This is a genomic window from Lactobacillus sp. PV034, assembly GCF_014522305.1.
Taxonomy (GTDB): Bacteria; Bacillota; Bacilli; order Lactobacillales; family Lactobacillaceae; genus Lactobacillus.
Window position 1 is genome coordinate 1,290,736 of record NZ_CP041982.1, and the last position, 15,575, is coordinate 1,306,310.

A 15,575-nucleotide genomic window follows, 5' to 3' on the forward strand; every position below is an offset into this window, starting at 1 on the left:
CTAAATTTAAGATTGAGGAGTGCATGCAAATGGCATACTTTGATAGTGGAAACTACAATTTTGATGATTTATTTAATGAATTAAATAGCGGTTTCTTCGATGACAGTCGTCAAAGAAGATCTGGTCAACCTACTGGTGGCTTTAGTGCTGGTCAAATGCCACAACAAGGCCAAAATGGTCAACAAAAGGAAAAGCCAATTGGTGTTGACTTAACTAAACAAGCAAAAGAAGGAAAATATGATCCCGTTATTGGTCGTACTGAAGTTATTGACCAAGTAATCGAAATTTTGAGCAGACGTAAGAAGAATAACCCAGTTTTAACTGGACCTGCTGGTGTTGGTAAAACTTCAGTTGTTGAAGGTTTAGCTCAAAGAATTGCTGATGGTGATGTTCCTGAAAAATTAAAGGATGCACACATTATTGAATTAAACATCAATGAATTAGTTGCTGGTACTTCATTACGTGGTAGTTTTGAAGAAAAATTAAAGCAAATTATTGATAAAGCTAAGGGTGACCGCAAGACCATTCTCTTTATTGATGAATTACACAACATTGTTGGTGCTGGTTCAACTGATTCAGAAAACAATTCTGGGGATGCAGCAAACATTTTGAAACCTGCTTTGGCAAATGGTGATCTTCGTGTAATTGGTGCAACAACTACTAGTGAATACCAACAAATTGAAAAAGATCCTGCATTAGCTCGTAGATTCCAACCAGTTCAAGTACCTGAACCAACTATTGAAGATGCTATTAAGATTTTGGAAGGTTTAGCTCCAAGATATGAAAAGTATCACAACGTTAAATATGATCCAGATGCATTGAAACTTGCTGCAGAACTTTCAGACCGTTACATCAATGATCGTCACTTACCTGATAAGGCTATTGACTTAATGGATGAAGCTGGTGCTAAGAAGTCCTTGAACATGGACCAAAAAGACGAAACTTCAATTAAGAATAAGATTAAGGCCTTAGAAGCTAAGAAAGATGAAGCAGCTAAAGATGAAAAATATGATGAAGCTGCTAAGATTAAGAAAGATATTGAAGGCTTAAAGAAAGATCTTAAGACTGCAGGTAAAGCTAGTGAAGCAAAAGTTACTGCTGATGACTTATACAAGTTAATCCAAACTAAGACTGGTATTCCAATGAGCGAAATTAATGCTAATGAAGCTCAAAAGAATGCAAACTTAGCTGCTGACTTGAAGAAGGTTGTTATTGACCAAGATAAGGCAATTGATATCATTACTGATGCTATTGCACGTAAGCAAGTCTTCAAAGATTCTAACCGCCCAACAGGTTCATTCTTATTAACTGGACCTACTGGTGTTGGTAAGACTGAATTAGCTAAGCAATTAGCTGTTAAGTTATTTGGTAGTTCAAACGCTTTAGTTCGTTTGGATATGTCAGAATACCAAGATCAAATGGCTGTTAACAAGTTAATTGGTTCAGCACCTGGTTATGTTGGTTATGGTGAAGGTGGACAATTAACTGAAAAGATTCGTCACCAACCATACTCATTGATTTTGCTTGATGAAATTGAAAAAGCAAACCCACAAGTATTCAACGCATTGCTTCAAATTATGGATGATGGTCGCTTGACTGATGCTCAAGGTAGAACTATTTCATTCAAGGATACAATTATTATCATGACTTCAAACGCTGGTTACTCAGACAAGTTATTAGAAGGTGACGACCAAGCTGCTTTACGTAAAGCTCTTGAAGTTTACTTCAGACCTGAATTCTTGAACCGTCTTGATGCAATTGTTCCATTTAACTCATTAACTAGTGAAGATATGCTTAAGATTTTAGATCTTTACTTGAAGAAGATGGAAGCTTCACTTGCTAAGAGAGATGTAAAACTTCACGTAACAAGCGATGCTAAGAAGTACTTAGCTAAGAAGGGTTACGATAAAGAATTTGGTGCTCGTCCATTAAGAAGAGTTGTTGAACAAGACCTTGAAACTCCAGCAGCTAAGTTAATTGTTGATCAACCAGATACTAAAGAAGTTAAGTTCACCATTGACGATAAGCACTTGTACCTAAATGACAAGCCAATTGATAATGTCTTATTCGACCGCGAAACTCGTGATCAAGAAAGAAAAGACATTAAAGAAGCTGAAAAAGAAGCTAAAGAAAATAAATCTGATAAAAAAGAAGAAAAGTAATATAATAAAAGGGTAATTTAATAGAATTACTTGAGACACTAAAAGGCCTTTCCGTTTGGAAAGGTCTTTTTTTTGAATTTTTTAATGAAATAATGACAAATTTAAGATAAAATAGGGAGAAACAAATTAAACGGAGGTTAAGAATGAAAAATCTTTTTAAGAAAGTATCGGTAACAACATTCTTAAAAGCAGACGCACGTTTAACACGATCCCTTAATGCAAAGGACTTAGTAGCACTAGGAATTGGAGCTGTAATTGGAACAGGGATTTTTATTTTACCAGGACATGAAGCTGCTCAACATGCTGGTCCAGCAGTATCAATCGCCTTCTTATTAGCGGCTATTGTATCAGGGATGGTTGGAATGGCATATGCCGAGTTTTCTTCAGCTATGCCTGTAGCTGGTTCAGCTTATTCGTTTGGTTCAGTGGTTTATGGAGAAATAGTTGGTTGGCTGATTGGCTGGGGTTTATTATTAGAATACTTCTTAGCGGTATCAGCTGAAGCAACAGGTTTTGCATCATATTTTAATAATAATATTTTAGAAGCAATTGGAATTAATTTACCTAAATCTCTTCAAGCAGGTCCGATGGAAGGTGGAGTAATAAATATTTCTGCAGTAGTAATCATTTTACTAATTGCTGCTATCTTGTACCAAGGTGGCAATATGTCTAAAAAAATAGAAAACTTTGCTGTAATTTTGAAAGTTGCAATTATTATCTTATTTATTGTAGTAGGTATTTTTTACATAAAAGCACAAAACTATGTTCCTTTTTATCCTAAAGAATTTAGAACTGAACCATGGGGTATCGGAGGAATTTCGACAGCTGCTGCCACTGTTTTCTTTGCTTTTATTGGATTTGATGCCTTAGCAGCTAACTCAGCTGAAACTGTTCAGCCAGAAAAAAATGTTGTCAAAGGAATTTTGGGAACAGTTTTAATTGCGGTGATTTTATATGTAAGTTTTTCATTAGTATTAACTGGAATGGTAAATTACAAACATCTTAATGTTGATGACCCAGCGGCTTATGCACTCAAAGTAGTAGGACTTAATGCTTGGAATAAGCTCATTACAGTAGGAGCATTAATTGGAATTTTTACCGCAATGATTGCAATGCTTCTAGGCGGATCGAGATTACTTTATGCGTTAGGGAGAGATGGATTATTACCTAAGAGTATGGGCCATGTAAATAATAAGAAAATGATTCCTAATAATGCAATTTTTGTCTCTACTATTATTGGTGCTGTTTTTGCAGGATTAGTTCCTTTAGTACAACTTGCTTCATTAATTAATGCCGGTACATTAATTGCTTTTGCCTTTATCTCCTTTGGAATTCTTCCTTTAAGAAAAAGAGAGGATATCAAAAATACAGGATTTCAAATGCCTGGCTATCCAATATTACCAATTATTGCAGGTGCACTAAGTGTATATTTTGTAATTATGTTACCTAAAACCACAAAAATAATGGTAAGTATTTGGATGTTATTAGGGTTATTAATCTATTTGATTTATGGTTTAAGACATTCTAAACTCCAACAAACAGAAAAAGATGAAGCTTAAGCTTCATCTTTTTTTGTTGTGTTAAAAAGCGGTATGACAAGGATTAGGAAGGAAAATTAGCACTCTAAGCAAAAAAATGCTAAAAAGTGTTGACATTTATTCTAAAAGCATGTAAAGTATTAAATGCTTCAACGAGAGGTAAGCAAAAAAATAAAAATATTTCAAAAAAGTGCTTGCCAAATGTTAAAAATGATGCTATATTTAATAAGCTTCATTTTTGAGAAGCAATAAAATTGTGATTAAAAGAATTAATTAAAAAAAGTTCTTGACAAATATATTACAATTTTGTTACAATTATAAAGCACTGATTCGACTGCAAGTTTTATTACTTCTTTCGAAAAAATAATTTAAAAAAGTTCTTGCTTTTATAAATTATGTGTGCTATAATTAATAAGCTGACTTAGTCAGCTGGTAGTACCTTGAAAACTGAACAAAGTTTCGCTGAAAAGTGTGCGGGGTTTTTAACCCCAATCAATAAGCGAAGTCAATTCGCAAGCAATAAATTTGTGATAACAAATTAAAAAATATCATGAGCTATTTCAAGCTCATTTCTTATGGGAAATGAGAGTTTGATCCTGGCTCAGGACGAACGCTGGCGGCGTGCCTAATACATGCAAGTCGAGCGAGCTTGCCTGGATGATTTTGGTGCTTGCACCAAATGAAACCAGATACAAGCGAGCGGCGAACGGGTGAGTAACACGTGGGTAACCTGCCCAAGAGACTGGGATAACACCTGGAAACAGATGCTAATACCGGATAACAACTTTAGACGCATGTCTAGAGTTTGAAAGATGGGTTTTCTATCACTCTTGGATGGACCTGCGGTGCATTAGCTAGTTGGTAAGGTAACGGCTTACCAAGGCAATGATGCATAGCCGAGTTGAGAGACTGATCGGCCACATTGGGACTGAGACACGGCCCAAACTCCTACGGGAGGCAGCAGTAGGGAATCTTCCACAATGGACGAAAGTCTGATGGAGCAACGCCGCGTGAGTGAAGAAGGGTTTCGGCTCGTAAAGCTCTGTTGTTGGTGAAGAATGATAGAGGTAGTAACTGGCCTTTATTTGACGGTAATCAACCAGAAAGTCACGGCTAACTACGTGCCAGCAGCCGCGGTAATACGTAGGTGGCAAGCGTTGTCCGGATTTATTGGGCGTAAAGCGAGCGCAGGCGGTTTAATAAGTCTGATGTGAAAGCCTTCGGCTCAACCGAAGAATTGCATCAGAAACTGTTAAACTTGAGTGCAGAAGAGGAGAGTGGAACTCCATGTGTAGCGGTGGAATGCGTAGATATATGGAAGAACACCAGTGGCGAAGGCGGCTCTCTGGTCTGCAACTGACGCTGAGGCTCGAAAGCATGGGTAGCGAACAGGATTAGATACCCTGGTAGTCCATGCCGTAAACGATGAGTGCTAAGTGTTGGGAGGTTTCCGCCTCTCAGTGCTGCAGCTAACGCATTAAGCACTCCGCCTGGGGAGTACGACCGCAAGGTTGAAACTCAAAGGAATTGACGGGGGCCCGCACAAGCGGTGGAGCATGTGGTTTAATTCGAAGCAACGCGAAGAACCTTACCAGGTCTTGACATCCAGTGCAATCCTAAGAGATTAGGAGTTCCCTTCGGGGACGCTGAGACAGGTGGTGCATGGCTGTCGTCAGCTCGTGTCGTGAGATGTTGGGTTAAGTCCCGCAACGAGCGCAACCCTTGTCATTAGTTGCCATCATTAAGTTGGGCACTCTAATGAGACTGCCGGTGACAAACCGGAGGAAGGTGGGGATGACGTCAAGTCATCATGCCCCTTATGACCTGGGCTACACACGTGCTACAATGGATAGAACAACGAGAAGCAAACCCGTGAGGGCAAGCGGATCTCTGAAAACTATTCTCAGTTCGGACTGCAGTCTGCAACTCGACTGCACGAAGCTGGAATCGCTAGTAATCGCGGATCAGCACGCCGCGGTGAATACGTTCCCGGGCCTTGTACACACCGCCCGTCACACCATGAGAGTCTGTAACACCCAAAGCCGGTGAGATAACCTTTATAGGAGTCAGCCGTCTAAGGTAGGACAGATGATTAGGGTGAAGTCGTAACAAGGTAGCCGTAGGAGAACCTGCGGCTGGATCACCTCCTTTCTAAGGAAGGCGAAGATGATGGAGAGTGTGAGAGCACTAATAGAAGTCATCGAAAAGCCAAACGGAAGCACACTTGAGAAACTTTGTTTAGTTTTGAGGGTAATACCTCAAAGAGTTAGTACATTGAAAACTGAATATAATCTAGCAAAAAACCGAGACAATCGTAAAACAGATTGCAAGAGCGACCGAGAGAGAGAAAACTCAAAAAGAAGACTTGAAATAGGTCAAGTAGAAAAGGGCGCATGGTGAATGCCTAGGCACTAGAAGCCGATGAAGGACGTGACTAACCACGAAAGGCTTCGGGGAGCGGTAAGTACGCAGAGATCCGGAGATATCCGAATGGGGGAACCCAATACGTGAAGACGTATTATCAATTACTGTTAAGGTAATTGAAGGAAGACGCAGTGAACTGAAACATCTAAGTAGCTGCAGGAAGAGAAAGAAAAATCGATTTCCCAAGTAGCGGCGAGCGAAACGGAAAGAGCCTAAACCAGCTGGCTTGCCAGTTGGGGTTGTAGGACTACGACACGGTACTCGAAGAGATAGCAGAATTATTTGGAAAAATAAGCCAGAGAAGGTGAGAGCCCTGTAGGCGAAATTTCAGAGAGACCCAGTAGGATCCTGAGTAGGTCGGAACACGAGAAATTCCGATTGAATCCGCGAGGACCATCTCGCAAGGCTAAATACTAACTAGTGACCGATAGTGAACCAGTACCGTGAGGGAAAGGTGAAAAGAACCCCGGAAGGGGAGTGAAAGAGAACCTGAAACCATGTGCCTACAAATAGTCAAAGCACATTAAAGTGTGATGGCGTGCCTTTTGTAGAATGAACCGGCGAGTTACGTTATGGTGCAAGGTTAAGTCAGAAAAGACGGAGCCGGAGCGAAAGCGAGTCTGAAGAGGGCGAGAGAGTATCATGACGTAGACCCGAAACCAAGTGACCTACCCATGACCAGGTTGAAGGCGTGGTAAAACATGCTGGAGGACCGAACCCACGTAAGTTAAAAATTGCGGGGATGAGTTGTGGGTAGCGGTGAAATTCCAAACGAACTTGGAGATAGCTGGTTCTCTCCGAAATAGCTTTAGGGCTAGCCTCGTGTGAATGATAGTGGAGGTAGAGCGCTGTTTGGACTAGGGGCCCGTCATGGGTTACTGAATCCAGATAAACTTCGAATACCATATATCAATGCACGGGAGTCAGACTGCGAGTGATAAGATCCGTAGTCGAAAGGGAAACAGCCCAGATCACCAGTTAAGGTCCCCAAATCTATGCTAAGTGGAAAAGGATGTGGAGTTGCGTAGACAACTAGGATGTTGGCTTAGAAGCAGCCACCATTTAAAGAGTGCGTAATAGCTCACTAGTCGAGTGACGCTGCGCCGAAAATGTACCGGGGCTAAGCATAGTACCGAAACTGTGGATGCATATTTATATATGTGTGGTAGGAGAGCGTTCTAAGTGCGGCGAAGTTTGATCGAGAGGACAAATGGAGCGCTTAGAAGTGAGAATGCCGGTATGAGTAGCGAAAGATAGGTGAGAATCCTATCCGCCGAAAGACTAAGGTTTCCTGGGGCAGGCTCGTCCGCCCAGGGTAAGTCGGGACCTAAGGTAAGGCCGAGAGGCGTAGCCGATGGATAACAGGTAGAAATTCCTGTACTGAAACTAATCGATATGAGCGATGGAGGGACGCAGTAGGCTAGTGACGCATGGTGCTGGAAATCCATGTGTAAGCATTAAGTATTGAAGTGAGTCAAATGCTTGCTTCTAAAAGTACAAGATGTGATGCGGAGCGAAATAAAAGTAGCGAAGGTCATGATGTCACACTGCCGAGAAAAGCTTCTAGCCAGAGTAGTTTTACCCGTACCGCAAACCGACACAGGTAGTCGAGGAGAGTATCCTCAGGTGAGCGAGAGAACTCTCGTTAAGGAACTCGGCAAAATGACCCCGTAACTTCGGGAGAAGGGGTGCTGATAGTAAAATATCAGTCGCAGTGAAGAGGCCCAAACAACTGTTTATCAAAAACACAGGTATCTGCAAAATCGTAAGATGACGTATAGGTGCTGACACCTGCCCGGTGCTGGAAGGTTAAGAGGAGAGCTTAGCGAAAGCGAAGGTTTGAATTGAAGCCCCAGTAAACGGCGGCCGTAACTATAACGGTCCTAAGGTAGCGAAATTCCTTGTCGGGTAAGTTCCGACCTGCACGAAAGGTGTAATGATTTGGGCACTGTCTCAACGAGAGACTCGGTGAAATTATAATACCCGTGAAGATGCGGGTTACCCGCGACAGGACGGAAAGACCCCATGGAGCTTTACTGTAGCTTGATATTGAGTATTTGTTAAACATGTACAGGATAGGTAGGAGCCAGAGAAGATAGGACGCTAGTTTTATCGGAGGCAATGTTGGGATACTACCCTTGTTTGATGGATCCTCTAACTCACAGAGCTGAGCGTTCTGGAGGACAGTGTCAGGTGGGCAGTTTGACTGGGGCGGTCGCCTCCTAAAATGTAACGGAGGCGCCCAAAGGTTCCCTCAGAATGGTTGGAAATCATTCGCAGAGTGTAAAGGTATAAGGGAGCTTGACTGTGAGAGTTACAACTCGAACAGGGACGAAAGTCGGGCTTAGTGATCTGGTGGTACTGAATGGAAAGGCCATCACTCAACGGACAAAAGCTACCCTGGGGATAACAGGCTTATCTCCCCCAAGAGTTCACATCGACGGGGAGGTTTGGCACCTCGATGTCGGCTCGTCGCATCCTGGGGCTGAAGTCGGTCCCAAGGGTTGGGCTGTTCGCCCATTAAAGCGGCACGCGAGCTGGGTTCAGAACGTCGTGAGACAGTTCGGTCCCTATCCGTCGTGGGCGTAGGAAATTTGAGAGGAGCTGTCCTTAGTACGAGAGGACCGGGATGGACATACCGCTGGTGTACCAGTTGTCGAGCCTTCGGCACCGCTGGGTAGCTATGTATGGAAGGGATAAGCGCTGAAAGCATCTAAGTGCGAAGCCCCCCTCAAGATGAGATTTCCGATGCGAAAGCAGTAAGACACCTTAAAGACGATGAGGTAGATAGGCTAGGAGTGGAAGTACAGTGATGTATGGAGCGGACTAGTACTAATCAGTCGAGCACTTGACCAAGCAAGAAGAGCTCAGCGGTTTTTTGCGAGAGATTATATTTAGTTTTGAGTGTAAAAGCTCAAAAGAGTACGGTGGCGAAAGCGAGAAGGATACACCTGTTCCCATGCCGAACACAGAAGTTAAGCTTCTCCACGCCGAAAGTAGTTGGTGGGAAACTGCCTGCGAGGATAGGAAGTTGCCGTGCTCTTTTTTAATATTCCGGCTTAGCTCAGTTGGTAGAGCACCTGACTGTTAATCAGGCTGTCGTCAGTTCGAGTCTGACAGCCGGAGTAAGTGGTGAGAGTAAAAGAGGAAGAACATTTTGTTCTTCCTCTTTTTTTATTTTATAAAATTATTTTAAGAAAACGCTTTTTTGTAATTATCTTTTTGTTATACTCTACTTAGCTAAACTTTGTATCTAACAACAAGGCTAAAAGCAGCATTCTTATACCTGATTGAGGAATCAGGTTTTTCTTTTGAAAATACAAGAAAACGCTATCATATTGTAGGGAGGATTCATATGGTTGGAATTATACTTGCCAGTCATGGTGGTTTTGCAGATGGAATTTTTCAATCTGCTCAAATGATTTTTGGTAAGCAAGAAAATCTAGCACATGTCATTTTAAAGCCTGATGAAGGACCGGATGACATTAGAAAAAAGATGGAAGAGGCTGTTACATCTTTCGATAATCAAGAACAAGTACTTTTTATTGTTGATTTATGGGGTGGAACACCATTTAATCAAGCAAATAACTTAGTTAAAGAACATGAAGATACTTGGGCAATAGTGTCTGGAATGAATTTGCCAATGGTAATCGAAGCATTAGGTCAAAGGCTTGCTAGTGATAATGCTCATGACATTGCCAGTGCAATCGTGGAACCAGGTAGAGAGGGGATCAAAACCCAACCTGAATCCTTAATGCCTAAAGAAGAAAAGGCTGCTTCTTCTCAAAGTAAAGATGATGAAGTTGCTGATGTAGTTAAGAATGGAACCATACCTGAAGGTACTGTTCTTGGAGATGGCCACATTAAGCATGTTTTGGCGCGTGTTGATACAAGATTATTGCATGGTCAAGTTGCGACTGGATGGACTAAACAGACTCAACCGAATAGAATTATTGTAGTTTCTGACAATGTTTCTAAGGATAATTTGAGAAAGAATATGATTAAGCAAGCTGCTCCTTCTGGAGTACATGCTCACGTAGTTCCAATCAAAAAGATGGCTGAGGTCGAAAAAGATCCACGTTTTGGTGATACTCGTGCTTTATTGCTTTTTGAAAATGTTGAAGATGCCTTAGCTGCAATCAAAGCCGGTGTTCCAATTAAAGAAATTAATTTAGGTTCTTCAGCTTATAAAGAAGGTAAGGTTAATGTAACAAAAGCTTTATCTTTTGATCAAAAAGATATCGACACAATTAAAGAATTAGAAAAATTAGGCGTTAAGTTTGATGTTCGCGGAGTACCTGGGGATAAGCCATTGAATATCAATGAATTAGTTGATAAGGCAGAAAAACTTTTAGCCGAAAACAAAAAATAGGAGGATTAAGCAATGAATGGGATTCAAATGATCCTAGTAGTATTAATAGCTTTTATTGTTGGTTGTTCCAGTGTTATGGATCAAATGGAAACATACCAACCTTTAGTAGCATGTACATTAATTGGATTGGTAACTGGCCATCTTGAATTAGGAGTAATGCTAGGTGGACAATTACAATTTATCGCAATGGGATGGGCTAATGTTGGTGCTGCCATGGCACCTGATGCATCTCTTGCCGGAATTGCAGCTGCTATTATTTTAATTGAAGGTGGGACCGGACCTGCCGGTATCGGTACAGCCGTAGGTCTTGCTGTACCACTTGCTGTAGCTGGATTATTCTTAACTATGCTTGTACGTACTATCACCGTTGGTATTGCACATATCATGGATAGAAAAGCTGAAGAAGCAAATTACAAATCTATCGAAGTATGGCAATTTATTGGTTTAGCATTACAAGGATTACGTGTTGCTATTCCAGCTGCCTTATTATTGGCTATTCCAGCTGATGTAGTTCGTCAAGGTTTGGAATCAATGCCAGCATGGTTTACACAAGGTATGACTATTGGTGGTAACATGGTTGTTGCCGTTGGTTATGCAATGGTTATTAACATGATGGCAAGTAAAGAAGTATGGCCATTCTTCTTCCTTGGTTTTGCTCTTGCAGCTTTGAACGAATTAACTTTGATCAGTTTAGGTATTATCGGAGTTGTCTTAGCTCTTCTTTATCTAACTCTTGAAGGTAAAAATGAAAATAGCTCAAATGGTGGAGGTTCTAACAATAGTGGAGATCCACTTGGAGATATTTTAGATGACTATTAAAGAAAAAATAGATAAGGAGTAGTAAAAGATGGCTGATAAAAAAGTTACTTTATCAAAAAATGATAGACGAAAAGTTTTCTTGCGTTCTTACTTCCTTTTAGCTTCATTTAACTATGAAAGAATGCAAAATGGCGGTTTCGTCTTCTCAATGATTCCTGCAATTAAAAAATTATATAAAAATAAGGAAGATCGTGCTGCAGCTCTAAAACGTCACTTAGAGTTCTTTAACACTCACCCATTTATGGCAAACCCAATTTTTGGTGTTACCTTGGCTTTGGAAGAAGATCGTGCAAATGGTGCTGAAGTTGATAATGCGGCTATCTCTGGTGTAAAAGTCGGAATGATGGGACCTTTGGCTGGTGTTGGTGATCCAGTATTCTGGTTTACTATCAGACCTATTTTAGCAGCAATGGGTGCTGCCCTAGCTGTAACTGGAAATGTATTAGGTCCTATATTATTCTACGTAATTTGGAATATTATGGCTTGGGCTGTAAAATGGTACACTCAAGAATTCGGATATAGAACTGGTACTAAGATCACTGAAGATGTCTCAGGTGGTTTACTACAAAAAGTAACCCGTGGTGCTTCAATGATGGGTATGTTCGTTATTGGTGCTTTAATTCAACGTTGGGTTGTAATTAAGTTTACGCCAGTTATTTCAAAGGCTAAGTTACAAAGCGGTGATTATATTCACTGGGATAAATTACCAAAGGGTATTAATGGTGTAAAAGAAGCATTAGTTCAATATAACTTAGGAACTGGTAAATCTTTGGAACCTTACAAGCTTACTACCTTGCAAGAAAACTTGGATAAATTAATTCCTGGTTTAGCAGCTTTGCTTCTTACATTCTTATGTATGTGGCTTTTAAAGAAGAAAGTTTCTCCAATTATTATTATCATTGGTATCTTTGTTTTAGGTATTGCTGGCCACGTAATCGGATTATTATAATTGTGAAGAGGAATTTATGGTTCAGTCTTTAAATACGAAAGCAGAATATATTGATCCAGCAACTTGGTTCCGCGGTGGTCCAAGCTATGGTAAATTGATGATAGGCGACAAGGGTTTTGAATTTTATCGTGACAACAATGTTAATGATTATGTTCAAATTCCTTGGGAAGAAATCACCTATGTGATAGCTGATGTGTATTTTGGCGGAAAATATATTCCACGATTTAAAATTTGCACAAGATTAAATGGAGATTTTATTTTTGCTTCCCGTCATGCGCGACAAACACTAAAAGCAATTAATCAGCACATTCCAGCAGAGAGAATGAGGCGTGCATTAAGTGCATGGCAAAAAGTAAAAAGAAATATTTTTCATAAAAAGTAAAAAGACTTTAGAGGAGTTTTCCTCTAAAGTCTTTTTTTATGCCTCTATGCAAGGTTCTCTTCTTGTATTAAAATAATATTAATATTGCAATAAACTTAAAACGGGGAGTTTAAGATTTATGAGTAAAAAAACATCCAGTCCACAATTGAAGCGGTCAATGACTGCTGGACAGATGGAAATGATTTCTCTTGGTGGAGCAATTGGTGTTGGTCTGTTTATGGGATCAACTTCAACTATTAAATGGACAGGGCCATCAGTCTTATTAGCTTATATCTTTGTTGGATTAATTTTATACATAGTTATGCGTGCTCTTGGTGAGATGCTTTATATTAATCCTGGTACAGGCTCATTTGCAGATTATGCAACAGAATATGTGCATCCGATAGCAGGATACATGGCTGAATGGGCAAATGTATTTGAATACATTGTCGTTGGGATGTCTGAAGTAGTTGCGGCAACAGAATATTTAAAATTCTGGTGGCCCAATGTAAGTGCCTTTTGGTCAGGGGTAATTATTATTGCCTTTTTAGTATTTGCTAATTTAGTTAGTGCTAAGGCTTATGGAACTTTAGAATTTTGGTTTGCTATGATCAAGGTAATTACGATTATTTTGATGATTATTCTTGGCTTCTCAATTATTTTATTTGGTTTTGGTAATCATGGTCATCCAATTGGTTTTAGTAATCTATGGAGTCACGGCGGTTTCTTTACCGGTGGATTTAAAGGCTTCTTATTCTCAATGTCGATTATTGTAGGTTCTTACGAAGGAATTGAGCTGTTGGGAATTTCTGCTGGAGAAGTTGCTCATCCCCAAAAAGCCATCGTAAAAAGTGTAAAATCAGTACTTTGGCGTATTTTAATTTTCTATGTAGGAGCAATCTTTGTAATTGTAACCATTTATCCATGGGATAAGTTAAGTAATTTGGGTTCACCATTTGTTACTACATTTGCCAAGGTTGGAATTACTGCAGCAGCAAGTATTATTAACTTTGTAGTTTTAACAGCTGCTCTCTCTAGTGCTAACTCGGGTATTTATTCATCTAGTCGAATGCTTTTTAAATTAGCACATGATGGAGATGCTCCCAAAACCTTTGGTCATATTTCAAAAAGAATAGTTCCTAGTCGAGCAATTTTAGGTATTTCCGGGGGAATTTTTATTGGTTTTGTAGTTAATGTACTCGCTGCGATGGCAAATAAGTCAATGTCCGACTTATTTGTTGTCGTCTTCTCATCCTCAGTGTTACCAGGTATGATTCCGTGGTTTGTGATTTTACTGGCTGAATTACGTTTTAGAAAAAATAACCCTGACTTATTAGAAAATCACCTTTTTAAATTACCTCTATATCCGTTTTCAAATTACTTTGCATTTGTCATGCTTATTGTAATTGTAATTTTTATGTTAATTAATTCAGAAACACGAGTTTCTGTGATTGTTGGAGCTGTTGTTTTAATAGTAGCAGCATTAATTTATATTATTCGTCATGGACTTAAAAACAATAAGGGAGAAGTAGATAATGGCAAATAAAAAGCCCCACTCACCGCAACTAAAACGTTCGATGACTGCAGGACAGATGGAAATGATTTCACTTGGTGGAGCAATTGGTGTTGGTCTTTTTATGGGATCAACTTCAACAATCAAGTGGGCAGGTCCATCAGTATTGCTAGCCTACATCTTTGTTGGTGTAATTCTCTATATCGTTATGAGAGCACTTGGAGAAATGCTGTATGTTAATCCAAGTACAGGTTCTTTTGCGGATTATGCGACCGAATATGTGTCACCCCTAGCAGGATATTTGGCTGAATGGGCGGCTGTTTTTCAATATGTAGTAGTAGGAATTTCAGAAGTTGTTGCGGCTACTGAGTATTTGGAATTTTGGTGGCCAAATATTAATATCTTTTGGTCGGGTATAATTATTATTTTCTTATTACTACTGGCAAATTTAGCTAGTGCCAAGGCATATGGTGCTTTAGAATTTTGGTTTGCTATGATTAAAGTAGTAACTATTGTCTTAATGATTATTTTAGGATTACTAGTAATCTTATTTGGTTTTGGTAATCATGGTCATGCTATTGGTTTTAGTAATCTTTGGAGGCATGGTGGATTTTTCCCTAATGGAATTAAAGGTTTCTTCTTTTCTATGGCCGTTATTGTTGGTTCTTATCAAGGAATTGAATTGATTGGAATTTCTGCAGGAGAAGTTGCTAATCCACAAAAAGCTGTTGTCAAAAGTGTAAAATCAGTCCTCTGGCGTATTTTAATCTTCTATGTAGGAGCAATTTTTGTAATTATTACAATTTATCCTTGGGATCAATTAAAAGCCATTGGTTCACCATTTGTGGAAACATTTACAAAAGTAGGAATTACAGCTGCTGCAGGAATTATTAACTTTGTCGTCTTGACTGCTGCACTTTCAGGAGCCAATTCTGGAATTTATTCATCTAGTCGAATGCTTTTCAAGCTTGGACAAGAGGGAGATGCCCCTAAGACATTTGCTAATATTTCAAAGAGAATAGTTCCTAATCGAGCAATAATTGGAATTACTAGTGGAATTTTAATTGGTTTTATTTTAAATTGTCTTGTTTCAACTTTAAATAAATCAATCGGAAATCTTTTTGTGGTAGTTTATAGTTCATCAGTTTTACCAGGAATGGTGGCATGGTTTGTGATTCTCTTTGCAGAACTTAAGTTTAGAAAACAGAATGCTGAATTGATGAAAAAACATCCTTTTAAATTGCCATTTTATCCTTATTCAAATTATTTTGCATCATTTATGCTAATCGTGATTGTGATTTTCATGTTTATCAATCCTGATACTAGAATTTCTGTAACTGTGGGATTAGCAGTCTTAGTAGCTGCGGTATTAAGCTATTTAATTCGTCATCGTTCACCAAAAGATGCTAAATAATTTTTATCTTACTTGTAGTAAGT

General features: G+C 39.5%; 8 protein-coding genes, 1 tRNA gene and 3 rRNA genes. All 12 read left to right on the forward strand.

Annotation, left to right across the window (positions count from 1 at the left end):
* Window positions 1–29 precede the first annotated feature (29 nt).
* The 12 genes from FP432_RS06485 (at window position 30) to FP432_RS06540 (ending at window position 15,552) form a co-directional block, all read left to right on the forward strand.
* Entirely contained in the window at window positions 30–2,162 is a 2,133-nt protein-coding gene (locus FP432_RS06485; RefSeq protein WP_265488506.1) for an ATP-dependent Clp protease ATP-binding subunit, read from the forward strand.
* Between the two features lie 143 nt (window positions 2,163–2,305).
* Window positions 2,306–3,721, forward strand: coding sequence for an APC family permease (locus tag FP432_RS06490; protein WP_265488507.1), 1,416 nt, complete (start codon window positions 2,306–2,308; stop codon window positions 3,719–3,721).
* A 557-nt stretch (window positions 3,722–4,278) separates the two neighbouring features.
* Window positions 4,279–5,851 (forward strand): 16S ribosomal RNA (locus tag FP432_RS06495).
* A 222-nt stretch (window positions 5,852–6,073) separates the two neighbouring features.
* Window positions 6,074–8,980, forward strand: a 23S ribosomal RNA gene (locus FP432_RS06500).
* A gap of 67 nt (window positions 8,981–9,047) precedes the next feature.
* Window positions 9,048–9,164 (forward strand): 5S ribosomal RNA (gene rrf, locus FP432_RS06505).
* Together the 16S, 23S and 5S rRNA genes with 1 tRNA gene alongside form the textbook arrangement of a ribosomal RNA operon.
* Before the next feature lie 13 nt (window positions 9,165–9,177).
* Window positions 9,178–9,250, forward strand: a tRNA-Asn gene (locus tag FP432_RS06510).
* Between the two features lie 229 nt (window positions 9,251–9,479).
* Window positions 9,480–10,496, forward strand: coding sequence for a PTS sugar transporter subunit IIB (locus tag FP432_RS06515; protein WP_265488508.1), 1,017 nt, complete (start codon window positions 9,480–9,482; stop codon window positions 10,494–10,496).
* Between the two features lie 12 nt (window positions 10,497–10,508).
* Window positions 10,509–11,315, forward strand: coding sequence for a PTS mannose/fructose/sorbose transporter subunit IIC (locus tag FP432_RS06520; protein ID WP_265488509.1), 807 nt, complete (start codon window positions 10,509–10,511; stop codon window positions 11,313–11,315).
* A gap of 28 nt (window positions 11,316–11,343) precedes the next feature.
* Window positions 11,344–12,264 carry a PTS system mannose/fructose/sorbose family transporter subunit IID gene (locus FP432_RS06525; protein WP_265488510.1) on the forward strand — a complete coding sequence of 307 codons (921 nt, stop codon included), beginning with the start codon at window positions 11,344–11,346 and terminating at the stop codon, window positions 12,262–12,264.
* A gap of 16 nt (window positions 12,265–12,280) precedes the next feature.
* On the forward strand, window positions 12,281–12,646 hold the full coding sequence (locus FP432_RS06530; protein ID WP_265488511.1) for a DUF956 family protein: 366 nt from the start codon (window positions 12,281–12,283) through the stop codon (window positions 12,644–12,646).
* 118 nt (window positions 12,647–12,764) lie between these two features.
* A complete protein-coding gene (locus FP432_RS06535) occupies window positions 12,765–14,171 on the forward strand; it encodes an amino acid permease (protein WP_265488512.1) in 1,407 nt (468 codons plus the stop codon).
* Complete coding sequence (locus FP432_RS06540) at window positions 14,161–15,552, forward strand: amino acid permease (RefSeq protein ID WP_265488513.1); 1,392 nt, start codon at window positions 14,161–14,163, stop codon at window positions 15,550–15,552. Before FP432_RS06535 ends, FP432_RS06540 begins: the two co-directional genes overlap by 11 nt.
* The last annotated feature ends 23 nt before the right edge of the window (window positions 15,553–15,575 follow it).

Coding starts and splice junctions, on each gene's coding strand:
- FP432_RS06485 (WP_265488506.1), top strand. CDS start 30: ATGGCATACTTTGATAGTGGAAACTACAATTTTGATGATTTATTTAAT.
- FP432_RS06490 (WP_265488507.1), top strand. CDS start 2,306: ATGAAAAATCTTTTTAAGAAAGTATCGGTAACAACATTCTTAAAAGCA.
- FP432_RS06515 (WP_265488508.1), top strand. CDS start 9,480: ATGGTTGGAATTATACTTGCCAGTCATGGTGGTTTTGCAGATGGAATT.
- FP432_RS06520 (WP_265488509.1), top strand. CDS start 10,509: ATGAATGGGATTCAAATGATCCTAGTAGTATTAATAGCTTTTATTGTT.
- FP432_RS06525 (WP_265488510.1), top strand. CDS start 11,344: ATGGCTGATAAAAAAGTTACTTTATCAAAAAATGATAGACGAAAAGTT.
- FP432_RS06530 (WP_265488511.1), top strand. CDS start 12,281: ATGGTTCAGTCTTTAAATACGAAAGCAGAATATATTGATCCAGCAACT.
- FP432_RS06535 (WP_265488512.1), top strand. CDS start 12,765: ATGAGTAAAAAAACATCCAGTCCACAATTGAAGCGGTCAATGACTGCT.
- FP432_RS06540 (WP_265488513.1), top strand. CDS start 14,161: ATGGCAAATAAAAAGCCCCACTCACCGCAACTAAAACGTTCGATGACT.